Raw genomic sequence first — 25339 nt, forward strand, 5'->3', positions numbered from 1 at the left:
CGCTTGAGTGAACCGATGATCGTTCCGGTGCTGATGCTTTCCTATCTCTATCCCCCCACGGTTGCATCGGGGTGTGCCAGAATAAAGCGCTTTGTGGACAACCTGCCCCAGTTCGGCTACGAGCCGCTGGTGCTCACCGTGAAAGGCACGAATCAACAGTCAACGGACCCGGAAAGAAAAATTTTCCGTGCCCGCCGGATCGACTACGACAAGGTGGCCCTGGCCGATGGAGTGGTGCGGAAGATCTTGAAGTTCCTGGGCATGCGCTCCGATTTCCAATTCTTCGATAGGGTGTTCCTCTTTCCCGATGATGCCTGCGGGTTCGTGCCTGCTGCCATCCGCAAGGGGCTGGAGATCTATGAAAAACACCCTTACGACCTGCTGTACGTGACTTGCAAGCCGTTCTCCACGGCTATTGCAGCGGTTGCACTGAAAAAGAGACTCAACCTGCCGCTGGTGGTGGATTTAAGGGATCCTTATGCCTATGATTTCTATGAAAAGGTTCCCGCCTATTACTCGTTCATGAGGAAGAAGGCGGAAGAGTACGTTCTAGGCAACACGGACTGCCTGGTCATAAACACCGATGGGGGCAAGTCGCTCTACCAGCGCTATTACCCCAATCTCACCATACGGGCCATTCACAACGGTTTCGATTTCCGCTCACAGCCAAAACTCCGGCGAAGTGGCAGCATGATCGTCTCCCACGTGGGGCATCTGTACGGGCTTAAACGCAACCCGCAACGGTTATTCTCCGCAATGGCGAGACTGAAGGATTGCAACATCGTCTTTCGCTCCATCGGCGATACCTATAAAGGACTGATGACCATGGCTCAGGAATACGGCATAGAGGACAGGGTGGAGGTTTACGGCAGTGTTGATCACCAGAGGGCGCTGGCTCATGTTGCCGAGTCCGATGCCCTCTTTCTGACCCAGCTGCCCTATTACGACCGTCACTATTCCATTTCCATCGCCAACAAGACCTTCGAATACCTGGAAACCGGCAAGCCGATCATTGCCGATATTCCGGAAGGGGATAACGCCGAGCTTTTGCAGCGATATTCCCGCAACTCCCACATCATTACCGATAAGGACCCGGATAAGATCCACCTGGCCCTGAAAGACCTCTACGAAAAATGGAGCAGCGGCAACTTAAAGCCGCAGGTCAACTCCGAGTTCATCAACCGGTTCAACGGCCATGCCTTGACCCGGCAATTGGCGGATGTCTTCGATTCCGTTCTGGGCGGGTGGATGAGCGAACGCTGCGAAGATGTAGGTTTTCCTGGGCTGAGCGCTTCGAGAACGGGTGAATCATGCCGGTAATAGTCACAAATGCACGAAATAGGATGGCCTACGCCGTCACCAGGAGCCTGGGCAGGAGATACATCCGGGTCTATACCGCCGATTTCCTCCCCGGGTCCATGTCTTCCGCCTCGCGGTACAGCAGCGGCAGTTTTCTCTACCCGTCTCCTTTCAGCCAGCAGAGCGGCTTCGTGGAAACGCTCATCGAAAAGCTCAAACTTCACTGCTGTAACGTGCTTATTCCGGTGGGGGAGGAGACCTATCTCATCGCCAAGCACAAGCAACGGTTTCTGCAGCACACCGGCATGGCGATCCCCGACTACGACCAGATACTCGCCGCCCATAACAAGGACCAGTGGGGAGCCCTGGCGGCACAGCTCAATATTCGCTGTCCGGCAGTTTTTGCAATCGATGACATCAGGCAGGGAAGGGTGGCGGACCTGCCCTTTCCGCTTTTGATAAAGCCAAAGCAGGGTGGGGGAGGGTGGGGCATAGTCCAGGTGGATTCCCCACGGGAACTGGAGGCCCTGCTGGGCCGCCAGGAACATTGGGGGCGTCCATGGGACCGCTTCTTCGTCCAGGAAAAGATTCAGGGCCAGACCCACTGTGTGGCCATGCTATTCCGCCAGGGGGAGTACCGGGCAAGAGTGGGCTACCGGCAGCTGCGCAGCTATCCCATTAAATGTGGCCAGGCCACCCTGAGGATCAGCGTCGAGCACCGGGGGGCGGAAGAGAGCCTGCAGCGGCTGCTTGAGGCGCTGAACTGGCACGGGGTCTGCCAGGCGGACTTCATCATCGAAAATCGCAGTGGAGCGGCGTACCTGATAGACGTCAATCCCCGTTTCTGGGGTTCCCTGGCCCAGGGGATCGCCTGTGGCGTCGATTTTCCCTACATGGTCTACAAGATTGCAGCCAGGGGTGATGTCCCGCCCCAGGACTCGTTCCGAACCGGGGTCATTACCCGCTGGATCGGGGGGGACATGGCCGCCTTCGTGCCGTCTTTAAAAGAGGCTGGAAGCAAGATTGCCTTTTTGAGGGAATACTTCTGGCCACATCGGCGGGCGAGCCATTACGACGACCTGAGCATTTCCGATCCATTACCTTTCATGTACTGGATGGCCGACGCCCTGTACCGCTCGGTGAAAAAGAGGGGGGGCAAATCGAGAAGCCACGAATCGCTGGAGGGGATCTGGGAATGATGGAGAGAGTGCCGCAATTCACCATTGTTGTCCTGACCTACAACAGAAAAGAGGTCCTGGCTGAGCTGCTGCAGCAACTGGACAGGCTGGCTCGCCCGGACGCGGAGGTGGTTGTGGTGGATAACTGCTCCAGCGACGGCACCAATGCGTTTGTCCGTTCGGCCTTTCCCCGGTTCACCCTGGTCCTGCTCGAGGAGAACCGGGGCGCCGTGGGGAGGAACTGGGGCATGGCCATTGCCCGTGGGGAGTACGTCATCACCATCGACGACGACATCCTGGGGCTCGACGGCGACGCCCTGGATACAATCTCCGCCCGTTTCACAGGCAATGCCGCGCTGGGGGCACTCTGCTTCAGGGTCGTCGATCACTATACGGGGCAGGTCTGCAACTGGTGCCATCCCCGGGACCCCGAACTCCATGGCCGATCATCCTTCGAGACCAATGAGATAACCGAGGGGGCGGTTGCCTTTCGCAGGGAGATGCTGGACCGGGTGGGGCTGTATCCGGAGGATTTCTTCATCAGCCACGAGGGGGCCGACCTGGCCGCGAGAATCATAGACAACGGCTTTGAAATTCACTATTCGCCACGGGTTACCGTCAGCCATAAGTATGCCCGGAATGCCCGTCCCGGTTGGCGCCGCTATTATTACGACACCCGGAACGACTTCTGGCTGGCGGTCCGCAACTATCGGCCGGTGGCCATGGCGCTGCATCTCATGCGACGCTTGCCCGCAACATTTGTCTATGCAGTGCGGGACGGTTTTTTCCACTACTGGCTGAAAGCGGTCCGGGACGCCCTGTTGCACCTGCCGGAAATACTGAAACAGCGGCAGCCGATTTCCCGGGAGGCCCACCGGAAACTGCGGCTGCTCAACAGGGAACGCCCGGGCATCGCTTTCTACCTGAAGCGGCGGCTCTTCGCCAGAGTGGTGAAACTATGAGAACTCCCGATCAAGCGGCAGTACCGGTGCTGTTCGTCCTGCCGACCCTGGGCACTGGTGGATCGGAGCGGGTCGTCTTCAACCTCTGCCTCCATGGAGGGCCACAATTCTTTCCTGTTGTTGCCGCATTCCGGGACGGAGCGCTTCGCAAGGAGATGACCGCCGCCGGCATCTGCAGTCATGTGCTCGGCCGCCGCGGTGGAATCGATCTGAGTCTGATTTTGAAACTCGTAAGGCTGATGCGCCAATACCGCATCCGGCTGGTGAACAGCCATCACTTCGTCTCGCTCTTCTATGCCTTCTGGGCCGCCCGCTGGATGGGGCTGCCGATCATGCACACGGAGCACTCCAAGTGGGAGATGGAAGGCAGGACCCCCTTCTGGAACGGCTGGTTCCGGTTTTTCCTGCGGAACATCGAGTTGGTCAATGCCGTATCGGAAGCCTCCTTCGCCCACCTGCAACAAGCGTATCCCGGGAGCACGGCCAGGACCGCCCTGACCCTGAACGGTATCGACATGGACCGTTTTAACCCTTCGGGGGACAGGATGGTACTGAGGGAGTCTTTGGGGCTTAAGGCAGATGATGTCGTTGTGGGGACAGTGGGTAACCTGCGCCGGGAAAAGAACCAGGCCCTCCTCATACGCGCCATTGCCCTGCTCAAGGAGTGGGGCAGGGGCTGCCGGGGGGTGATCGTCGGCGACGGCCCCTGTCGCAAAGATTTGGAGGACTTGGCGGCGGATTTGGAGGTGGGGGAAGAGATCATCTTTCTCGGCACCCGCAACGATGCCCCTTCCCTCTATGCCGCCTTTGACATCTATTGCCTCTGTTCCCGCTACGAAGGTCTTCCCCTGACCTTGCTCGAAGCCATGGCCGCTTCGGTGCCGGTCATAGGAACCCGCGTTCTGGGGATTGCCGATGTGATCAACCATGATGTTAACGGGCTGCTGGTGCCTGACGACAGCTCTTCACATCTGGCTGCGGCCATCGCCGTCCTGGTGAGCGATGCCTCCCTGCGGCAGCGGATTACCGCCCGCGGGTATCGCTTCGTCAGTGAAAATTATCTGCTGGAGAAGTCGGTGAGCCGTTACAAGGAGCTCTTCTGTTCCTTATTACCCTGAGTTTTTAGGAGTGAACATGCATATTCTGACGGTGCTTTTCTGGGTTCTGGTATTCCTCATCCTGTACCCGTACATCATCTACCCGGGAATGCTCTACCTGCTGGGGCGCATTTGCAACAAAAAGACCGTTACCGGCAAAAGGAGACCGGCCGTTTCGATCCTTATTCCGGCCTTCAACGAGCAAGCGGTGATCGGCAAGAAGCTGCAGAACACTCTCATGCTCGACTACCCGCGGGAGCTTCTGCAGATAATCGTCATTTCCGATGCTTCTACGGACGCAACAGACGAAATAGTCCGCAGTCTTGCGGAAGCCGGGATACTGCTGCTGAGAAACAGCACGCAAAAGGGCAAGACCTATGGGCTGAACCGTGCCTGCAGTATGGCCACGGGAGAGATACTGGTTTTTACCGATGCGGATTCCATGTTCGAAATAGACATTCTGGACCGGCTGGTGCGCAATTTTGCGGACAATGAAGTAGCCCTGGTCACCGGCACCACCCGTTATCTGAGCAAGGCGGGTGACGGGAGCATGGTGGCCACCATGGGCAGGTATACCCTCTTCGAGAAATGGATCAAGGAGCAGGAAAGCCGTATCGGCTCCTGTGTGGGGGCGGATGGAGCCGTATTCGCCATGAAGCGGGAATATTACCTCCCCCTGGACGAAAAGGACATCAACGATTTCGTCATTCCCTTGAACGTCGTCCGGCAGGGGAAACGGGTGGTCCTTGACCGGAATGTCTACTGTCTGGAAGAGCATGCCGACGATGAAAACATGGAATTCTCCCGGCAGATCAGGATCACCAACCGGACCATTCGTGCCCTGATCGGCAATCGGGACCTGCTCAATCCATTCAGGCACGGTCTCTTTGCCTGGATGCTCTGGTCCCACAAGATGCTCCGCTTTCTCTTGCCCTGGTTTGCCATTGTCCTCTACGGGGTAATAGTCTCTCTGGCCTTAGCCGGCAGCCTTTTTCATCAGCTGCTGTTCTTTGTGACTGCGGCCCTTGTCGTTTTCTTCCTGGTGATCAAGCCCGGTGGCAATGCGGTTTTCGCCCTGGTGAAATCCTTCGTCCAGATGAATGAGGCCTGTTTCCTGGCATGGCTGAAAGTATTCAGGAAGGAGACCATCGTTGTCTGGGAAAAGCCGAACAATTCCTAACGGAGGTAATGCCGTGGCGACGAATCTTCCATTCATTCTGACCAATCACCCTGGAAGGGAACAAAGTGCCACCTGGTCCAGGGTTTCATTTCAGCCTGGGGCTTCCAACACGTCGAGGCGGGGGCTCCTGGGGGACCTCGGCTATGCCATTGTCCTCTTCTTGAAGCGACGGGGGTTTCCGGTGGTGGTGCTCGGAGGGGGAAGTCGCATCGACATGTTTTACCTGATGCTGCAGCGACTGTGGCCCTTCGGTGCACGGCCGGTGGTGAAGCTCGATTGCCTGTGGTACGAAGCGAAACCATTCAGGCAGTTTTTGAAAGCCTGCCTGCTTCGATGGCTGGATAAGGGGGTAAGTAAATATGTGGTGTGGGCGCACCGGGAGATGGCCGACTACAGCCGTGTATTTCGCTTGCCCAGGGAAAAGTTCTGTTTCGTGCCGTACCATACCACCATCGAGGCCGACAGGTACCCGTCTGTGCAGGGTGATTACATCTTCAGCGGCGGCAACTTCGCCCGCGATTACGCCACTCTTGCCCTGGCGGTGAGGGGATTGGACATTCCGGTCGTCATTGCCTGCAGCAACAACGATGCGCTCAAGGGGATCAATTTCCCGTCGAACGTGCAGGTGGTCGGGGTCAGCCACCATCGCTTCATGGAACTCATGGCAGGTTCCCACATCAACGTGGTCTGTCTGCGAAAAGGGTTGCTTCATTCGGGCGGCCAGCAGACATTCCTCAATGCCATGGCACTGGGAAAACCGGTTATCGTCACCGATCCGGAAGGAGCGCGGGGGTATGTGGAGGATGGGGTGGACGGCCTGCTTGTACCGGCCGGCGATCCGCTCAAGCTGCGGGAGGCCATACTAAAGCTGTTGAACAACCGGCAGCTGGCACTCATCATGGGCCGCAAAGGCAAGTTCAGAGCAAGCAGGCTGGATACCGAGGCGCATCTCGCGGCAATAGCACGACTGGCCAGGGATGTGGCACTGGAATCTAACATGGCCATGGAACCATATAAAAGAAATGCCGATGCCCGGCAGCAGGGAAAATCATTCTGAGGGAAGCGCAGTGAGCCTGCAAAAACTCGTCATACTCTGCTTCATGTACATAAACATCGGCCGTCCCCAGGATGTGCTCGAATTCCTCAAGCCCTTGAGCCTCGGTTGGGTCTTCGGCGGCATGACCATGTTGTTCATCCTGCTGGCATCGGACCGGGGAGGGGAGGAAAAGCCGCCATCCCGGCCGGAAAACAGGCTGATCCTTTATATCCTGTTGTGGATGGTGGTTACAGCACCCTTTTCCAGCCACCTGGGCCATACCGGCCGTAGCATTCTGGAGTTATTGAAAACGATTGTTCTCTACCTGGGATTGCTGCTGTTTTTCAGGTCAAAAGAAGATTTCCGCATGGTAGGCAGAACGCTTCTCTTTTCGGTGCTGACCCTGTCCATATCGGGTGTTTTCACGGGCATCACAGAAAAACGATCAAGCGTCGGCACCTTTTATGATCCCAACGACCTTGCCCTGATCCTCATTGCCTGCATCCCTTTCGTTACCCTCCATATGAAGGGGCAGGGGCTTTCAATAAAAATCATAGCTTTGCTTGCCGGAGTGGCAACGATCATTCAGGTGGTATCGACCCAATCGCGCATGGGTTTCCTGCTGCTGATCCTTGCCGCATTCATGTATGCATTCCGGGAAAGAGCTTCATTGATAACGACGGCGAAACGCGCGGTAATAGTCGGTATCTTCGGCATCCTGTTTCTGAAGGTGGTTACCCCTGAGTACATGCTGAGGATTCAAACTATTTTCGACGCCAATTCCACCGGTTCGGGCAGAACATACATATGGAAAAGAGCTGTCAAGATGGCAAACTCACGGCCTCTGACCGGGGTCGGCTTCGGCGCCTTCAATTCTGCCTATGGACAACGGCTCAGCAGAGGGGATTTCGAGCAGGTAGAAGATAACAAATATAACGTTGCCTGGAAGGCATCCCACAACACCTACCTTAAGATTCTTGTTGAGATGGGATATCCCGCGCTGCTCCTATACCTGCTGTTGGTCTGGCGGATCATGAAAAATCTGAAGAACGTCAAGAGCAGATTCAACGATGCGTTCGACATGGAAACATGTAACAAAGTCAATGCCGTTGAAGGTTCCCTTTACCTCTACCTGGTCGGCTCTTTCTTCCTCGATCAGGACTTCAGCTCTCTCTTTTTTGTTCTTACTTTTCTGAGCATCTTCTTCGTACGGACCGGAGAGACAGCGGACCAGGAGAATGCCGAGCAGGAAGACAATTTCGTTCTCAAGGAAGCCCCTCATGCGTCCAATGCAATTACTTGATCGACGATACCTGAGCAATGCCTGGAAAGGGATCAGAAGCATCATCCTGCCGCGATTCAAGGTGCTTGCATATCATTCTGTCAATGTCCGGTCCGGTGACCCCTATGAGGTAACCGTTGCGGACTTCGCAGCACAGATGCAGTTTCTTGCCGATCGGAACTATGGCGTGATCTCCCTGAGAGGGGCGCTGGAAAGCCTCAAAAACGGCAACGTCGGCGAGAAAAACATCGTTATTACCTTCGACGACGGTTTTAAAAGCCTTACGAATAACGCCTTTCCTGTTCTAAAGGAATATGGCTTCCCTGCTACGGTATTTCTTCCGGTCAAATATGTGGGTGGGATCGACGAGTTTTCATACAGCCAACCGCGTCCCACCATGCCCATTATGGGCTGGAGGGAGATCGAGCGATCACTTGAGCAGGGAATCGACTACGGTTCACATTCCATGACCCACCCAAACCTGCTGAATATGAGCGACAGACAGCTAGATTACGAACTGGGCAAATCCAAATCGATCCTGGAACGGCGGCTCGGATTGACCTTCTTCCCCTTCGCCTATCCCTTCGGTCTTTTCGACCAGACCATCAAGGAAAATGTGAAAAAGGCCGGGTATCACTGCGCCCTCTGTTTCGGCAATGTCCTCAGTAATTCAGCTGTGACCGACCATTTCGAAATGAAGCGGGAAAAGATCCTGCATGGCACTACCTTGAAGGAGTTCGCCAGGATGGTTGATACCAGGAACGATTTCATACGCAAAGTAAAGAGGATGTTTTTCAAACAAGAATAGGGGAGCGGATGATTCAGCGCCGGGAAAGAGAGAAACTGAAGGTTCTTCATATGATCGCTTCTCCCGGCATCGGTGGAGCGGAACGGCTTCTTCTGACCCTGGCGGGAGCACTGGACCGGGAGCGGTTCGAACTGGTCATCGCCATGTACGTCGGCCTGGACCTGGACAGAGATGCACTGTGGAACGAGGCGAAAAAACTTGACGTGCTGCTGGAACCGATAACCATCAGGTCGCCTTTCGATTATCGCCAGCTTGGCAAGATAAAAGCCATAATGTGCAGGCACCGACCCCACATCATTCACACCCATGGTTACAAAACAAACATCCTGGGACTGCTCTTTGCCCGGCTCTTCGGGGCGGCCACCGTTTCCACCGTTCACGGCTGGCTCCATGCCGAACGGGTCATTACCCGAATGCTCGGGCAGATGAATATGCTCTGCCTGCGGCATTTCAGCAGCGTTATCGCCGTTTCCGACGAAATCAGGCTAGGGCTGGAGAAGGGCGGCATTCCCCCGAAGCGCATCCGCGTATTGAAAAATATTCCCACCCTGTCCCAGACCAGCATTGTGGATCGTGAAGCCGTGAAGAAAAAGCTGGGCATTCCTGCCGGGGCCAAGGTTATCGGCTTCGTGGGGCGACTTGAAAGAGTCAAGGGGATAGCCCAGTTCATCCAGGCCGCACTGGCACTGATTTCGGAGGGAGAGAGCGTCCATTTCGTGGTCATCGGCGACGGCTCGGAACGAGCGGCCATGGAAGGGCTGGTCAGTGCCCATGGAGCAGCATCAAATATCCGCTTTCTCGGCTTTCTCACCGATCCTGTGGAAATATTCAGTTCATTGGATGTCTATGTACTTTCGTCTTTGAGCGAAGGGATTCCCCTGACCCTGCTCGAAGCTATGAACATGGGCGTACCTGTTATTGCTACGGCTGTCGGAGGGGTGCCAGAAGTGGTCAAGGATGGAGTGAACGGCATACTAGTGCCGCCGGATGACATTAACGCACTGGTGAAAGCAATAAAGCTGGTCCTGGACTGCAATACCCATAGGGAGAAGATGATTGCGGAAGCGAGAAAAAACATAGGCGAAACCTATGACATGATGACTTGGATAAGGAAAATTGAAGAGATGTATCTGTCGGAAAGCCAATAAGAACCCACCAAACTGAAGGTTACCACCGGTTCAGAATTTCATCCCCCTTAACACCCGGATTGCCCTCTTTGCCCATATCTCACCCCCGGCTCCGCCTTAGGTCCCATCCGCCAAAAAGCAAACCCATGTGTGATTCCTGTCACACCACGCCTGCCGCTTTTACGCCATAAATCGTTCATAGAAAAAGCCATCAGCCGTAACGCACACCTTGCGTGGGAATCGTCGGGGTTGTGATGTCCAGCACAGTTTTTTATCGGTCGATCTCTTAGGCTGGGACCATTGAACCATCGCACGCGTTTATCGAAAACCACTAACCGGTGCTTTAACAGCGGGCATCGAATAGAGGAGATTGCATGAACAAGATTATCAGCTTCGTCATACTTTCCATTTTTTATATGATAACCGCCATCCCTGCCCATGCCGACATCATACTTGCCGACCATTTCGACATGAATCAGGACTGGTCGGGTAGCACCGGTCCTGCAACACAGGGCATAACCTCTACGGACAAGCGAGGCAACGCCTGGTCTTCCATGGGGGTCAATTTCCCGGTGGTCATCGACCAGGCTTCCCGATTCGGTACCGCAGGAAGGGGGCTGCGCTTCCAGGTGGCACCGGGTGACGGCAACACCACCATCGGTGCCGAGATGACCAGCTATCCACAAAAGCCGTGGCAGGGGCGGACTCAGTTTATTGGCTATCGTTCCAAGATTTCCGACAACGGCAACTGGGGAACCAACAGCAAGGTGTTGAAGATGTTGCGTTTCAACATGGAGAACAACGATGTCATTCCAGAACTTCTGGGTGGCAGTTACTCCGTGTTTATCGGCACCAAGAATGCTTTTTCCGACATCTACAAGCCGGACAACAACTGGCACAAGTATCTCTGGGAGTTCGACGCCCAGTCTTCTCCCATAACAGCAGACGGAATAATCAGACTGTGGGTGGACGATGTCTTGGTGTACGAGAATACCAGTGTCCAGTGGACTGCTTACGGCAACATCAAGAACGGCACCCTGTTTCAATATGGAAATATCGATCCTTATGGCTGGAACTTTGCCTATATCCAGGGCAATCTGTCAGGGGACTATAACGGACCGGTCAAATACCTTTACTGGGACGACTACATTGTTGCAACAACCAAGGCAGAAGTGGATTCTTTTCTAGGAACAGGCTCAGTACCAACTGCGCCCGCTGCATAGGATCAGACTGATCCATACTAACAGACAATGTGATTGGGTCTGTTATAATCGTACGAGCAAGGAGTCAGCATGAGAAAAAAGATTATCACATTGTTACTGTCAGTCATCGGCCTGGTTTCTGTCAATTCGGCCAATGCAACGATCATTGTTGCCGACCATTTCGATATGAGCACCGACTGGTCGGGAAGTACCGTGGATTCACTTTCCGGGATAACTTCGACCGACCCCCGTGGCAACAAGTGGGCATCCATCGGCGTTAATTATCCCGTAGAGATCAATCAGGCGGCAGCCCACGGAGATACCGGCCGCGGCCTCAGGTTCCAGGTTGCCCCCGGCAACGGCACCACCACCATCGGCTGCCAGATGGGTGGTTATCCCCAGAGCGCCTGGCAGGGCAGGTCACAGTTCCTCGGCTATTATTCAAAGTTATCCGATAACACCAGCTGGGGATCCAACAGTGCAAAACTGAAGATGTTGCGCTTCAACATGGAAGATAACGACGTCATTCCCGAATTGGACCATGGAACGTACATGGTCTTCATAGGTACGAGTAACGCCTTCACGGGTATTTATACCCCCGACAACAACTGGCATAAGTACCTGTGGGAATTCACCGCCCAGTCCGCTTCCGGCACTGCCGACGGTGTCATCAGGTTATGGGTCGATGATGTCAAGGTCTGGGAAAAGACCAACGTCAAATGGAACAGCTACGGGTCCATCAAGAACGGAACCCTTTTCCAGTACGGCTATGTGACGAGCTGGAACTTCTTCTACATGCAGGGCAATCTTTCCGGCGATTACAACGGCCCGACCAAGTACATGTACTGGGATGACTACATCATAGCCACCACCAAGGCGGAAGTGGACGATTTCATCGGGGCACCCGGCACATCTGCACCGGCACCGATTGAGCCTGCCCCTGCAGCACCGACAACCACCACCGACACCACCGCAACAGCCAATGCCGCCACACCGGCCGCAATAACACTGCTGCAGGAGAATTTCAATGATGCCCTGTTGTCGTCCCGGGGCTGGTTCGACGGTGGATCCACCAATTCCACCGTGGTTACCGATTCAACAAGGGGGAGCGTGCTCCAGTACTCCTACCTGACCGGGAGCAGCACTCCCACAACCGGTGCTTTGCGTAAGAACTTCCCCGAGTCCGATGACATCACCATCACCTACTACATAAAATACGATAGCAATTGGCAATGGACCGGCCTGGGATACGGTCCACACGAAATATACCTGCTCACCAACCTGGATGACAGCTGGATTGGCCCGGCCAAGACCCATACCACCACCTACCTGGAGTCGGTGGAAGGTAAGCAGACCATTGCCTTCCAGGATGCCCTGAACATAGACCAGAGCAAGATAGGCACTTCCCTCTCGGGCATTACCGAAAAACGTGGCGTCTTCGGCTGCAACGGTACCTCCGATTCCTACCCTGCCGGTACCTGCTATGGTGATACGGGCAACAAGATCAACGGCAAAACCTGGACGGCATCCATGCCGGTAATCTCCAACGGCGTATGGCATGCGGTAAAAGTTCACCTGAAGATGAACTCCATCGTCAACGGAGTAGGGGTGGCCGACGGGGTAATGCAGTACTGGCTTGACGGCGTGCCCTACATCGACAACAAGAATATCATGATCCGCACCGGCGCCAACCCCAACATGAAATGGAACACCTTCATGATTGCTCCGTACTTCCATAATGGTGTCAAACAGAACCAGAAATTCTGGATCGATGACGTCCTGGTAACGACGGGAGGCTCCACCGCTCCCGTGCCCCCCGCGGCTCCCACCGGCTTGCGTATCGTCCAGTAACCACATAACCCGAAAGGAATAAGAACGAAAAGAGCTCCCTCGGTCGGCGACCGGGGGAGCTTTTCTCGTTTCCCAATCCGCTGGAATTCCGATCCGGGCTTTTATCATGTTGTTTTTCCCATTGAGGTGAGCCCATTTTTGGTGTAGTGATGGGATGCACGCCCACTCTACTCAAGGAACGGAAAAACATGACAACGAGTAATCCCAAGAAACGCTTTTCCATGATTCGCGAGTTTCAGCTGGCGGACTGGTTCACCCTGGGAAACGCCGTCTGCGGCACCGGTGCAATCTTCTCCATGATGACCTACCTGCAGACGCCGGATGTGGTACACATTTACTTTGCATCGGTCCTGGTTCTTGCCGCAGTGGTCTTCGATTTCCTGGACGGCCGCATTGCCCGGTGGCGCCATAAGAGCTCATTGCTTGGAAAAGAACTGGATTCCCTTGCCGATGTGATTTCCTTCGGGGTGGCGCCGGCAATCATCGGTTACGGCTGCGGTCTTCAGGGGCTCTACGACCGCATCATCCTGGCTTTCTTCGTCGCCTGCGGCGTTTCGCGCCTGGCTCGCTACAATGTCACGGCAGAAGCCCTGTCGGAGGGGGCCGACAAGGTGAAATACTTCGAGGGCACACCCATACCCACGTCCCTGGTCCTTGTCCTTGTGCTGGCATTAGCTGCATCGTCCGGCGCATTGGACGAAAACCTGTGGTTCGGCAAGGTCACCATCCTGGGGTTCACGTTGCACCCCATAGCGTTCATGTTCGCCATCTCGGGTTCCCTGATGATCAGCCGGATCCACGTCCCGAAGCCGTAATCGGCCAGCGACATTCCCAACCCTTGCAAGGCCCTTGACCAGAGGGACTGCTATGATTTTTCTTTCATAACCGCACTGTTGGGACGCTTGACTGCGATAGAGATTACTGCAGGGCCAGTTCCAGATAACGACTGGCGGTCGTCTTCCAGGAAAAAGATCCGGAGACCGCATCATGGAGGTTGTTAGCCATTTTCTCCATAAGTCCGCTGTCGTTGAGCAGGGTGAGTATTGCCAGTGCCAGGGCCTGGGGATTTTCCGGCGGGACAAGAAGGCCGTTTTGCCCTGACCGGATCAATTCGCCGATGCCCCCTGCATCGGTAGCGACGACTGCTTTCCTGACAGCCCCCGCCTCAAGGAGGACGAGGGGGATGCCCCCCTCGTAACGGGAAGGAAGGACCACAAGCTGCGCTTGTTGCAGTAAAGGGGGAATCCGCTCCGGTGCCAGGTCGGTCATCACCGTTACGGCATCGGCGATCCCCATGGCGGCGCTCATCGATTCTATATCGGGAAGGAGGCTGCCGCTACGCCCGACCAACAGCAGCCTGATATCCCGGTGGACCTCCCGGACGCGTTTGAAGGCATGAAGAAGAACGTCCTGCCCCTTGACCTTCTCGAAAGACCCCACATGAGTGATGTATCTGCCCTGCATCCCAGAACCGGCATTTAGACCATCGCGGCAGAGGTATTTGTCCCGGCCGATGCCGTTGTAGATGCAGGTGATCTTTTCCGATATTTCCGGTACGGCCGTGGCGAGCTTCATGGCAAGGGCACGGCTCGGGACTGTGACGGCGTCTCCCCAGCGGAGCACCAGGCGGCTGACGGCTGTGCCGGGGGCTCCGTTTTCCATGGCCAGGACATCGCTGCCGTGGCAGGAGATGACGAAGCGGAAAAGGTCCGGGAACAGCTTCTTCAACAGAGTGAAATGGAAGAGATAGGGGCCGGGGTAGTGGGCATTGACCACATGGATGCGGTCATTTTTCAAGAGCTGGTACAGCTGCAGCAGAGCCGTAGGCGCTCCGGCAAGAAACGACGCGCACTTTTTCGCAAGGTCGCTGCCCGGCAACGGGGGCGCCGGCATCCTGAGATTGAAGGTGGTCCTGCCGTCGAGATGCTGGCGCGACAGCCTCTTACACTCCCAGCGGGGAATCAGGACTGAGGGAACGGCAATATCCTGCTCCTGGAACTCCCGATAAAGATTCCGTACCACCTCGTTGACCCCTCCCACGTGGGAGAGGTCCCATGGGACCACCAGCAGGTAGCGGGGCAGGCGGTTCATTTCCATTTCAGGCTTCATCCAACCTCAGGTAACACCTGCAGGACCTGATCAATCTCGCAGGCATAAACGTTTTGGTAAAGGCGAAAAATGCCCTGCCGCTCGGCCTGAGCCTGAGCGATCTCAGGTACTCCAGCCGTGCGGATTTCATGTCCATGTTCCGGTAAAGGTAATAGCCGTAATGGAAGTGCTGATCGGCAATCTTCCCCTGGTAGATCTTCTTCTCCTCCCGGGTCAGCAGTTTTCCTCCCCGGGCCAGGTTTTTCTCATGTACATACAGTGAGCCCCTGAAAAATCCCCCAAGGTCGTTGGTGATGTTGCTGTCGTGCCGCCGGTAATAGCTGAGCGGCTCCAGTATGCACCCCATTGGGTTGACGAGAGCCAGGCGGAACCACAGGTCGATGTCCTCGCCGATGGTCATATCTTCGGGAAACCAGATTTCCTGGGCATGGAGGGCCGAGCGCCGCACCATGACGTTCTGAATGGCCAGGGTCGTGCAGTGGGCGGACATGAAATTGTAAAAATCTCCGTTGCACAGGTAGACGCCGTCTCTTTCTCGACGGGTATAGGTGTCCAGGTATTCACGAAACTCACCCCTGCTCAGGTAACTGCCGCTATCCACTTCGCCGTTTTGACTGAGGTTCTTCACATCGTGAAATACCAGGTTGAGGTGGGGGTAGTGCCGAAAGACCCGGAGCTGTTTTTCCAGCTTGCGTGGATAAAAGAGATCGTCTGCATCGAGAAAGCTGACGAACTCTCCCGACGCATGACGGATCCCCCGGTTCCTGGCAATGGAGGGCTTGCCCGAATTGGGCTGTGAGATGACCCTGATTCTGTTGTCCTTTTCGGCAAGTCTTTCGACAATGGACAGGGTGCCGTCAGTGGAGCCGTCGTTTACGACGAGCAGCTCCAGATCCCGTTCCGTCTGGCTCAGTACGGACTCCACTGCTTGACGGATGTATCGTTCGCAGTTGAAAGCTGGAATGATGACGGAAACTTTCGGCATGGGGCCTCACGTCATGCTTTCAGGAATGTTTTGCAGCATCTGACAAAAGACCTGGGGAGCATGGTCTTGGCGATGGCGACGACTGTCTTTGGCGAGAACCCGAGTTTCAGTGCGTCAAGATACTCCTTTCGTGCAAGCTTCATTTCGTAGTTGCTGTACAGGAGATAGCCATAGTGCCAGTGATACCCCTGGATTTTTTTCTCATACAGCTTCTTTTCCTCGCGGGTGAGCACGTGCTCGCCCCGCTCCAAATTCCGGCGATGCACCAGGATCGATCCTTTGAGGTAGTTGGCCATGTTGCTGGTGATACTGGTACTGTGCTGCCGGTAGCAGCTCAAAACCTCATCCAGATAGGCAGTACGGTTCGACAATGCCAGCCTGAACCAGAGGTCGGCATCTTCACCGATGGTGGCGTCCTCGGGGAACCAGGTGCTCTGGGCTTCAAGGCACGATCTTGTGGCCATGACCGCCGAGGTGTGAATGGTAAGGAAATAGGCGGAGATGAAGTTGTAGAAATTCTCTCCGCACAGGTAGATGTTTTCTTGTACTTGTGCCATGTAATCTTTCGCCACGTGGGTGAATCGGGCGTTGCCCAGGTAGCTGCCTGGTTCATGGCGGTCGTCTTCGTATAGATGCCGTACGTCGTGGAAGACCAGGTTCAACTCGGGAAACCGCAGAAAAATTTCAAGCTGCTTTTCCAGCTTTCCTGGCATGAAAAGGTCGTCTCCATCCAGGAAACAGACGTATTTGCCCCCGGCATGCCTGAGGCCCACATTTCTTGCAATGGCAGGCTTCCCCGAGTTCGCCTGGGAGATGATCCTGATCCTTTCGTCCCTTTCGGCAAGCGCTTCGGTGACGGATAAAGTACCGTCGGTCGATCCGTCGTTTACGACAATTATTTCAAGGTCTCGTACACTCTGTTTCTGAACAGATTTCAGTGCCTCTTTGATGTAGGATTCACAATTGTAAACCGGGATAACGACAGATATTTTTGGCATAGATATAACCTCATGTGTGCAGATCGGGTTGTCATATGCTGATGCCCTCCGTTATCTTTCAGTGAATTGAATACCTCCATTTCAGGCAATCTGTCTCTTGGAATATGCCTTACACAATCTTATGATGTTGGTCGGCAATAAGCTTTTGAAGAAAGTAACCACAGCCTTCAATGTGACATTCAGCCTCAAGCTGTTGATGATTTCCTTTCTGGCTGCTGCCATTTCATATTTACTGTAGAAAAAATAGGCGAGATGCCAATGCAATGCGCCGATCCTGCTCTTGTACCTGATCCTTTCCGCCTTTGTTAACAGGCTGCATCCCCGCTGATAGTTCCGCTTATGGACCTCTATGGAGCCTTTGAGAAAACCCTCCAGGTTTTTGGTAATGCTCTTGTCATGACGCCGGTAACAGCTCAGGGATTCGTCCAGGTAGGCAAAGCCATAGATCATGGCAAGCCGGAACCATAAATCGATATCTTCACCGATGATCATGAATTCTGGAAACCAGACCAATTGGGAGTCCAGGCAGGCTCTTTTCAGCATGGGCGCCGACATGAGGATGGTTGCGCAATAGGCGGACATGAAATTGTAAAAGTTTTTCCTGCACAGGTAGATGCGGTCCTCCATCATGGAGAGGTAGCCGGCGGCACTGGCGGGAAAATCGGCACGTCCCAGGTAGCTCCCCTCCATGGGGACATGGCGATCGGTCTGCTCCAGGACATCATGGAAGACCAGGTCCACTGTGGGATATTTGCGCAGAACCTCCAGTTCCTTTTCCAGTTTCGTCGGCAGATAAAAATCATCACCATCGAGGAAACAGAGATACTCCCCGGAGGAATGCCTGATGCCCACATTCCTTGCAATCGATGGTTTGCCCGAATTCTCCTGGGAAACGACCTTGATCCTTTCATCCTGCCTGGCCATTGATTCGACCACGGCCAGGGTACGGTCGGTTGAACCGTCATTAACGACTACTATCTCAAAATCCTGCATGGTCTGGGCCTGGACAGAGGATATGGCATCACCAATGAAGGTTTCACAGTTATAAACCGGTATTATCACTGAGATAGCGGGCATTATTTATCCGATGGAATGAAGGAGGGGGCTGATATGGGTAACCCCATGCCAGCTTACCCGTTCTTCGACGCTGAAATAGGCGATGTTCTTCACCCGTGTGAGAAATGTGGCACTGGGATAGTGATACATATGCAAGGATACGGAATACGATCCTCTCAGCAGGTTTATGTCGAAATCAATGGCGCCGTCTGCCGTATCCCCGCTGCTGTCCGCCCTTTTTATTGAATTCAATGGCAAATTATAGTCGCAGATACTTAATCCATCGGACAACCGGTGGATTAGAAAACCCAGCTGGCACTCTTCAAAGGGTTTGTCGCATCTGATCTTGAAGGTGAGCCGGCACTTCTGTTCGGGATAACAAATGGAGACCAGTTCGTTTTTCATGTTCAGCAGTTTGACGTTGGAAATGGAATTCTCCGTTGCCACATCTACTGCCTCTTCCTGGTTGGAGCAGATGTATTCCCTGATGGTTTCGGCCGTGTCGCCGATCGTTCGCAGAGTTCCTTTCTTGATCAAAGCCGTTTTGCTGCAGAGGACGTTGACCGATTCCAGGTTGTGGGAGACGAAGATGATGGCGATGTTCTTGTTCTTGAAGGAGAGCATCTTTTCCAGGCATTTTTCCTGGAACCACATATCCCCCACGCTTAGAACCTCGTCCACCAGCAGTATTTCCGGATCCACATGGGCTGCGATCGAGAAACCGAGACGGGCGTACATGCCAGAGGAGAAGCGCTTGACCGGCGTGTCGATGAATTCGGAGATGCCTGAGAATTCGATGATTTCGTCCATCCTCCTCTTGATCTCTTCCTTCTTCATGCCGAGTATGGAGCCGTTGAGGAAGATGTTCTCCCTGCCGGTCAGATCCTGATGAAATCCGGCGCCCACTTCTATGAGGGCGCTGAGCCTGCCGTTCACGGTGATCTTCCCCGAGGTGGGGCGCAGGATGCCGCTCAAAATCTTCAAGGTGGTGCTTTTGCCGGAACCGTTCGGGCCGATGATTCCCAGCGCTTCACCACGGCGTACCTGGAAAGAGATGTCCTTCAATGCCCAGAACTCCATTCCCGACAGCTCCGAGGACCTGTTGCCGGAAAGGGTATTCCTGAAAACGGCGGGAATGAGGTCCCGCAGGGAATCGTAGCGCTCTCCCTTGATGAATTTCTTCCAGACGTTGTTCAATTCAAGTGCTGTTTCAGACACGATAATCGTTTCCTTTTAGGGTTAAATTCGTTCGGCGAAGAGGAACTCGGACCGGTGGAAGACGAACCAGCTGGCGATAAAGAGGCAGAAGCTGAAGGTTGCCGCATAGCTGAGCCAGAACAGGTCGGGGGGCTGATGCAGGACGACCACGTTATTGATCTGCTCCAGGATGGCCCCCACAGGGTTGGCCAGAAGCAGGCTCGACCATTTGCCGAACAGGGATGCTTCATAAAAAACCGGCGTAAAGAAGATGGCGAATGTCAGGACAACCTCGACGATGTACTTCACGTCCCTGAAGAAAAGATTGGCGCAGGAAAGGACGAATGCAATGCCGGCAGTCAATACGACCAGGAGAAAGAGCAGTATGGGCAGCCACAGAATGTTCAAACTGATGCCTATATTACCGACTGCCAGAATCACGGCCAGGGCGCTGGATGCAATGACAAAGTCGAACAGATTGGCCAGAATCGCTGCAAGGGGAAATATCTCCCGGGGAAAATATATCTTTGAGACAAGGTTCGAGTTGGCGGTAAGGCAGATGGTGGAAAACCTGATCGAGCCGATGAAGAAAGACCAGGGAAGAGCCTTGACGGAAATGGATGCCAGGTCCATGACATTGAACGGTTTGCCGGAGATGAATGAAAAGGCCAGTTTCATGATGATCCCGGCCGCGACAATGAGCATGGGCATGAAAACAGCCCACATGAAGCCCATCACCGACTGTTTATAACGTATTTTTATGTCCCGCCAGGTGAGTATATACAGTAATTCCCGGTAATGAATAAGCTCATTGACCATTTCTTTCATAGATTGTCCTTGTCAGGTTCTAAAAGCGATTGCGGGACTCCACAACGTTCTCTTAAAGCCACATTGAATTGGGACCCGGTTAATGACACATGAGGTAGCTCAGATAATTGACGCCGCACTCATCTCCGATACAGACCCTCGGCAGTTCGAAACAGTCCGAACTCTTGTCAACATGGTCTATTCTGGTGGTCAATACCCCCTGATACTGTGATTCGATGAGAAGGTTTCTATGGGCTTTGGTGAAATCGTTTTCACCGCCGTTGGGATAGGCAAAGAATTTGACCGGGCCGAAATGAGCCAGCTTGGTCTCGATGGTGTTTTTCGACTGGAGGATTTCCGCCTTGGCTTCGTTGTCGGACAGACGAGCCAGAATGGAATGGGACATGCCGTGGGAGCCAATCTCTATCAAGCCGGAATCGCGCATGATCAGGATCTCGTCCCAGTCCAGATGGCCGAAACAGGACTTCAGCAGCGGCGTTTTCAGGTCCTCTTCCCCTATGCCGAAACAATCCATCATGCTTTTTATGGAAGCGGTTATTTCATTGGGATGCAGCGCCTTGAAGCGGTTCACTATCATCCGGTAGGCGACGGCCCTGTCTTGAACGGATTCTACTTTTACATCCACATCTTTCAAATTAATGGTGACCTTATCGAGGAGCGATAATATGGCAGCTATTTTGTCCGACCAGGTATATTCATCGGTATCTACCAAACCTGCCGTTACAAAAATGGTAGCCGGTATTTTGTATTTGAGCAACAGCGGATATGCATTAAAAAAATTATTGTGATAACCGTCGTCGAAAGTTACAACAACGGAATAAGGTTCAAGTTCACCTTTTTGTATCTGATTCTGCAGGCTCTCCAAGCTGATACAGTTGAAGTTGGATGATAAGAACTGCAAATGCTGTTCGAAATATAGATAATCCAGTTGAGTCCAGATGGGGAAGGGAAGATTGCCGCTGTGAATACTGTGATATGTGAGAATAACCGGCTTCATCTCTATCAAAGATTTTTTGATGTTGAACTTGATATTCCTGATCAGGTTTCTCATGTTTGCCTCGATTAAAGAAAATCGGTATCGCCAAGATTGAAATTGAATTTCCATGGAGGGTTCGATTCGTTCAAAATGCCTGCATAGTTCTTTGAGCACATGAAACCGATCGGGCTTTGGTAACATCGGAACCCGAAGTCTCTGAAGACTTCTCCCAAAAGAGGTAAGGCCGCTGTCTGGATGGTAATGATATCCCGGTATTGCCTCAGATAGGCAATCAATTTAAACAGCAATATTCTGATAGACAGCTCGTCTCCCGGAAGGTGAAAGATATCCATAATGAAACAGCGATTTACTTCTATATCTTTCAACACATTGAAAACAATGGTGCACTTGAGTTTCCCATTTACATGTATTGATGCAAATCTGTATTTATTGATTTCGGATTCCTCATAACGCCAGGCAAGAAACTTTCTCTGCTTGATAAAATTAAGCTGGTTCTTTTCGGCATCTAGCGATATCAGTTGCTCAAGATCATGGGGCAATCGCAAATCCACTTTAAATTCATATAATCTTGCCAGCTTAGACAATTTTTTGTGCCTTACATTATTCCAGAGATATTGGCAGAAGAATTTACCCTTTCTTGTAATCCCTGCTTTTCCAGGTGCGCGCAAATACATGTAGTAATTTTTAAGGTTCGAACTCATGTCCACCCAGTTGGCGGCTGTGAAAAAACGCTGGGCATCCTGGGATATGTACGCGCCGAAATTCAGCTGAGAACAAGCCGAAACGGCTTTGAACAACCTGAGAGTCGGCAATCCCCGGTAGGGGTCTTTCACATTGAAATCCACGAGATGCCCGCACGTCATGCGCTTGTTACCGACCCTGAGATAAAAAGGCCAGTATCCCTGCGTGCCGACTACCCTGCCGTCATCTTCCATGATGAAAAAGGGGAGCTCGACGGCATAGGGATGTTTGAGGAATTTCCAACGGAAATGGGGACGGTCCAGGCTTTTGTGCCCTTTGGGAAAGATGGTCTCCCTGAAGGCAAACAAGGCATCTTCGTCGTCCGGAGTGTATCTTCTGACTCTAAGCGCCATTATTCTCCCGTTTGCAACCGCTTTTCGGCTACTGCTGGGCCGGCAATGCCGCAGTCACTTCCTTGGACTCAGTCATCGTTTTCAACAGTTTCTTGTCGATTTTGCCGCTCGGTGACTTGGGTAGAAGGTCATGAAATTCCAGATACTTGGGAACCATGAAGGATTCCAGGTTCCTGCTGCAGTGCTTGAGGACGGTTTCCTGGGTGAGTTCTGCCCCTTTCTCGGTGACGATGAACGCTTTTATGGCCTGACCGAGGATCTCGTCGGGCACGCCTATGACTGCGGCTTCCACGATCCCAGGCAACGAGCAGAGGCAGTTTTCTATCTCCCGGGGACTGACCCTTTCCCCTTTAGTCTTGATCAGGTCGTCTTTTCTGGCGACGAAATAGAGGAATCCTTCCTCATCCATTGTGAAGAGATCGCCGGTATAGAGCAGGGTCTCGCCCCGGTACCTGCCCGGTTTGAAGGTCTTGGCCGTTTCCTCCGGTCTTCTCCAGTAGCCCTGCATTACGTTGGAGCCTCGCACGACCAGTTCGCCCACTTCTTTCGGTCCGACCCGCCGGCCCTCGGCATCCACAATAAAAACTTCCTCGTTGGGTATGGCGATACCCACCGACGACGGCTTTCGTTTCAGCTCCTCCGGAGGTAGGTAGGCGACCCGTTTGCACTCGGTCAGGCCGTACATGGAGAAGATCGTCACATGGGGGAAGAAAGCCTGCAGTTTCTCGATATAGGAGACTGGCAGCGCGGCGGCCGTGTTGGTCATATATCTGAGTGAGCTGAAATCGTAGCGGGAGAGTTTTTCCATTTGCAGCATTATGGCCACCATGGTCGGCACGATGGGAAAGCCGGTGACCTTTTCCTGTACCAGCTGCTCGATTATCTTGTAGGGGAAGGTGAAGGACTTTTCCAGGACGATGGTCCCGCCGAACAGGACAGACATGACTACCTGGTACAGGCCGTAGTCGAAGGAGAGCGGCAGCGTGTTGAGGATGACATCCTCTTCCCGGTTCTGCAGGTATGAGGTGATGCTGGTTGCTGCTGCAACCATATTGTAATGGGTGGATACGACCCCCTTGGGCTCGCCCGTCGACCCGGATGTGTAGATGATGGTGGCGAGATCCACATCGATGCACCGGGGGAGCCTGGTGGGAGTAACGGCAGGTTTACCCTCCACGATCCCTGACCAGAGCACCGCTTCCAGATCGGATCTGCTGGATCGTTCCATCAGGTGCAGGTCCATCTCCCCATCTTCGCACCAGATGAGGTTTCCGAGAGCGTCAGCATCCCCTATGGCTTCATTGACGACGGCAAACTTGCCGGTGTCACCGATCAACGCCTTCGCCTCCGAATCCTTGAGGATGAAGTTGAGCTTTTTGGCCTTCATGTCCGGGTTCAGCATGATGAATACGCCCCCAGCCTTGAGAACGGCAAACAGGGCTATGACCGACTCCGCTGAGTTTTCCAGGAAGATAATCACCCGGTCCTGGCGTTCTATGCCCATTTCCACCAGGGATTCCGCAAGTCTGTCGGATAGGCTGTCCAGTTCCCCGTAGGTAAGCCGCCGGTCGCCGCAAACCAGAGCTGTCTTGTCGGGCCTTCGTGCCGCAGAATTGGTGAGGAATTCATGTACCAGCATTATCTCCTCCTTTGTTGAAAAAACGGGACCGGTTCGCTGCGTTAATCTTCCTTCGATCAGGCTGAGGGTCAGATCGCTATCCATGTGCCTGCGCTGCTGCAGTCTACAGGGGGCATTTTCTTGGTCAGCAGGTATTGGTGCATGTTGTCGATGGAGTCCAAGTTCTCGGGGACAAGTTCTTCATCGCTGACGCGGATGGAGAATTCTCTTTCGAGAAATGCAACCAGTTCGAGGATGCCGGTGGAATCGATGATCTTCTTTTCCAGAAGGGAGGTATCGTCTTTAAGCCCTTCCTCCTCACCGAAAAGAAAATTTTCCACGATGTATTTCCTGATGGTTTCTTTTGTCTTATGCATTGTCATCACCTTTCCTGAAGGGAATTTTTCTGTACCGGCATCTTCATTTTACCGACACTTCCGGCACTTCCTGGACCAACAGGGGCGGAAGGTGCAAATACCGCGTGGTGCTGCGCTTGTTGTCGATCTCCCTGTAGGTCTTCTGTACCTGTTCCACATTGAAGTCCAGCAGGGCTGCCAATTCTTCCGGAGGAACGCTGCTGTTTTTCCCCAGCAGGCACAGATCCATTGAGCGGTAGGGAAGGGAAAAATAGAACTCGTCCTGCTCTTGGGAGAGGGAATAGGTATCCGTGGTCGGTGGCCTCCTCCGTATCTCCTCTGGAATACCAAGATATTCGGCTAGCTGGTAGACCTGGGACTTGTACAGATGGGCGATGGGTTTGATGTCGGCGGCACCGTCACCGAGCTTGACGAAGAAGCCCTGGTCGTATTCAAGGCGGTTGGGGGTCCCGGCGACGGCATAATGGAGACGGTCAGCGTGGTAATATTCGATCATCTTCCGGATGCGTTGCTTGAAGTTGGTGGCGGCAACGATGTGCAGATAAGGTGTCAGCGGCAGGCGCTTCTTGATGGTGCATCCCGATTCCGACTGGGCCACCAGCGAGGGAAGATTGAAGCCGTTGTTCTCGAAGACGCTTGACGTGACGATTTTCGATTTCCACCCTTTGCCGTATTCCGGAATGACCATCCTGACAGCATCGTCGTAAAGCTGATAGAAACCCACCGCTTCCAGTATGCCGGTAATGTTCCGGTGCTCGGATGGCACTCCCAGGTGCTCGATGATCATGGAGCTCAAGGTTTCTGTCTCGCCTGCCGAATGCCTTTCCGGCATCTCCAGGGCGAAAACCCGGTCCTTGCCCAGTGCTCTTACTGCCAGCGCTGCCGTAACACTGCTGTCGATTCCCCCAGATACACCGATGACGATGCCTCTTCTTTTCAGGTCTTCCTTGAGGATAGTGCGCAGTTTCGTGCAGATCCGCTCGACTTCGTGCTCAACGTCTGTTTTCAATGACTCCGCGGAAAAAGTGCCGTGTGTGCTCATCATTGTCTCCAGTAAT

The 25339-nt window shown here is 53.7% G+C and carries 23 protein-coding genes; 12 read left to right on the plus strand and 11 right to left on the minus strand.

Annotated features, from left to right (window positions below):
• Window positions 1-3: 3 nt before the first annotated feature.
• The 12 genes from ML541_RS14250 (at window position 4) to pssA (ending at window position 13837) form a co-directional block, all read left to right on the plus strand.
• The gene (locus ML541_RS14250; protein ID WP_243373849.1) at window positions 4-1320 is read left to right on the plus strand and encodes a glycosyltransferase; all 1317 of its coding nucleotides are present in this window, start codon (window positions 4-6) and stop codon (window positions 1318-1320) included.
• Between the two features lie 23 nt (window positions 1321-1343).
• On the plus strand, window positions 1344-2498 hold the full coding sequence (locus ML541_RS14255) for an ATP-grasp domain-containing protein (RefSeq protein WP_243373850.1): 1155 nt from the start codon (window positions 1344-1346) through the stop codon (window positions 2496-2498).
• Window positions 2495-3439 carry a glycosyltransferase gene (locus ML541_RS14260; protein WP_243373852.1) on the plus strand — a complete coding sequence of 315 codons (945 nt, stop codon included), beginning with the start codon at window positions 2495-2497 and terminating at the stop codon, window positions 3437-3439. The genes ML541_RS14255 and ML541_RS14260 overlap by 4 nt, the downstream gene beginning before the upstream one ends.
• Entirely contained in the window at window positions 3436-4557 is a 1122-nt protein-coding gene (locus tag ML541_RS14265) for a glycosyltransferase (protein ID WP_243373854.1), read from the plus strand. Before ML541_RS14260 ends, ML541_RS14265 begins: the two co-directional genes overlap by 4 nt.
• A gap of 16 nt (window positions 4558-4573) precedes the next feature.
• Window positions 4574-5716, plus strand: a complete 1143-nt coding sequence (locus ML541_RS14270) for a glycosyltransferase family 2 protein (protein ID WP_243373855.1) — start codon at window positions 4574-4576, stop codon at window positions 5714-5716.
• Between the two features lie 13 nt (window positions 5717-5729).
• Window positions 5730-6773 carry a glycosyltransferase gene (locus ML541_RS19000; RefSeq protein ID WP_243373857.1) on the plus strand — a complete coding sequence of 348 codons (1044 nt, stop codon included), beginning with the start codon at window positions 5730-5732 and terminating at the stop codon, window positions 6771-6773.
• A 10-nt stretch (window positions 6774-6783) separates the two neighbouring features.
• The gene (locus ML541_RS14280; protein ID WP_243373858.1) at window positions 6784-8055 is read left to right on the plus strand and encodes an O-antigen ligase family protein; all 1272 of its coding nucleotides are present in this window, start codon (window positions 6784-6786) and stop codon (window positions 8053-8055) included.
• Window positions 8033-8842, plus strand: coding sequence for a polysaccharide deacetylase family protein (locus ML541_RS14285; protein ID WP_243373860.1), 810 nt, complete (start codon window positions 8033-8035; stop codon window positions 8840-8842). Before ML541_RS14280 ends, ML541_RS14285 begins: the two co-directional genes overlap by 23 nt.
• 8 nt (window positions 8843-8850) lie before the next feature.
• Window positions 8851-9990 carry a glycosyltransferase gene (locus ML541_RS14290; protein ID WP_243373862.1) on the plus strand — a complete coding sequence of 380 codons (1140 nt, stop codon included), beginning with the start codon at window positions 8851-8853 and terminating at the stop codon, window positions 9988-9990.
• Between the two features lie 353 nt (window positions 9991-10343).
• Window positions 10344-11192, plus strand: coding sequence for a hypothetical protein (locus tag ML541_RS14295; protein ID WP_243373863.1), 849 nt, complete (start codon window positions 10344-10346; stop codon window positions 11190-11192).
• Between the two features lie 69 nt (window positions 11193-11261).
• On the plus strand, window positions 11262-13022 hold the full coding sequence (locus ML541_RS14300) for a hypothetical protein (protein WP_243373865.1): 1761 nt from the start codon (window positions 11262-11264) through the stop codon (window positions 13020-13022).
• Between the two features lie 188 nt (window positions 13023-13210).
• Window positions 13211-13837 carry a CDP-diacylglycerol--serine O-phosphatidyltransferase gene (pssA, locus tag ML541_RS14305; protein ID WP_243373867.1) on the plus strand — a complete coding sequence of 209 codons (627 nt, stop codon included), beginning with the start codon at window positions 13211-13213 and terminating at the stop codon, window positions 13835-13837.
• Between the two features lie 103 nt (window positions 13838-13940).
• Here pssA and ML541_RS14310 read toward each other — a convergent pair whose 3' ends face one another.
• From ML541_RS14310 to nadE, 11 genes are all read right to left on the minus strand, one after another.
• Entirely contained in the window at window positions 13941-15131 is a 1191-nt protein-coding gene (locus tag ML541_RS14310; RefSeq protein WP_243373869.1) for a glycosyltransferase family 4 protein, read from the minus strand.
• Window positions 15121-16116 (minus strand): glycosyltransferase, encoded by a 996-nt coding sequence (locus tag ML541_RS14315; protein ID WP_243373871.1) that lies wholly within the window; start codon window positions 16114-16116, stop codon window positions 15121-15123. The genes ML541_RS14310 and ML541_RS14315 overlap by 11 nt, the downstream gene beginning before the upstream one ends.
• An 11-nt stretch (window positions 16117-16127) precedes the next feature.
• Window positions 16128-17114, minus strand: a complete 987-nt coding sequence (locus ML541_RS14320; RefSeq protein WP_243373873.1) for a glycosyltransferase family A protein — start codon at window positions 17112-17114, stop codon at window positions 16128-16130.
• Window positions 17115-17195: 81 nt separating this feature from the next.
• Window positions 17196-18191, minus strand: a complete 996-nt coding sequence (locus ML541_RS14325; protein ID WP_243373875.1) for a glycosyltransferase family 2 protein — start codon at window positions 18189-18191, stop codon at window positions 17196-17198.
• A 3-nt stretch (window positions 18192-18194) separates the two neighbouring features.
• Complete coding sequence (locus ML541_RS14330) at window positions 18195-19388, minus strand: ABC transporter ATP-binding protein (protein WP_243373877.1); 1194 nt, start codon at window positions 19386-19388, stop codon at window positions 18195-18197.
• A gap of 21 nt (window positions 19389-19409) precedes the next feature.
• The gene (locus ML541_RS14335; protein WP_243373879.1) at window positions 19410-20195 is read right to left on the minus strand and encodes an ABC transporter permease; all 786 of its coding nucleotides are present in this window, start codon (window positions 20193-20195) and stop codon (window positions 19410-19412) included.
• A gap of 79 nt (window positions 20196-20274) precedes the next feature.
• Window positions 20275-21246, minus strand: a complete 972-nt coding sequence (locus ML541_RS14340; protein WP_243373881.1) for a polysaccharide deacetylase family protein — start codon at window positions 21244-21246, stop codon at window positions 20275-20277.
• 11 nt (window positions 21247-21257) lie between these two features.
• Window positions 21258-22286 (minus strand): GNAT family N-acetyltransferase, encoded by a 1029-nt coding sequence (locus ML541_RS14345; RefSeq protein ID WP_243373883.1) that lies wholly within the window; start codon window positions 22284-22286, stop codon window positions 21258-21260.
• A 28-nt stretch (window positions 22287-22314) separates the two neighbouring features.
• Window positions 22315-23925: an AMP-binding protein gene (locus ML541_RS14350; RefSeq protein ID WP_243373885.1), complete on the minus strand. Its 1611-nt coding sequence runs from the start codon at window positions 23923-23925 to the stop codon at window positions 22315-22317.
• A 68-nt stretch (window positions 23926-23993) separates the two neighbouring features.
• Entirely contained in the window at window positions 23994-24281 is a 288-nt protein-coding gene (locus ML541_RS14355) for an acyl carrier protein (protein WP_243373887.1), read from the minus strand.
• A 43-nt stretch (window positions 24282-24324) separates the two neighbouring features.
• A complete protein-coding gene (gene nadE / locus ML541_RS14360) occupies window positions 24325-25323 on the minus strand; it encodes an NAD(+) synthase (protein WP_243373889.1) in 999 nt (332 codons plus the stop codon).
• Window positions 25324-25339 lie beyond the last annotated feature (16 nt).

It is taken from the genome of Geotalea sp. SG265 (genome assembly GCF_022808985.1).
Lineage (GTDB): Bacteria > Desulfobacterota > Desulfuromonadia > Geobacterales > Geobacteraceae > Geotalea.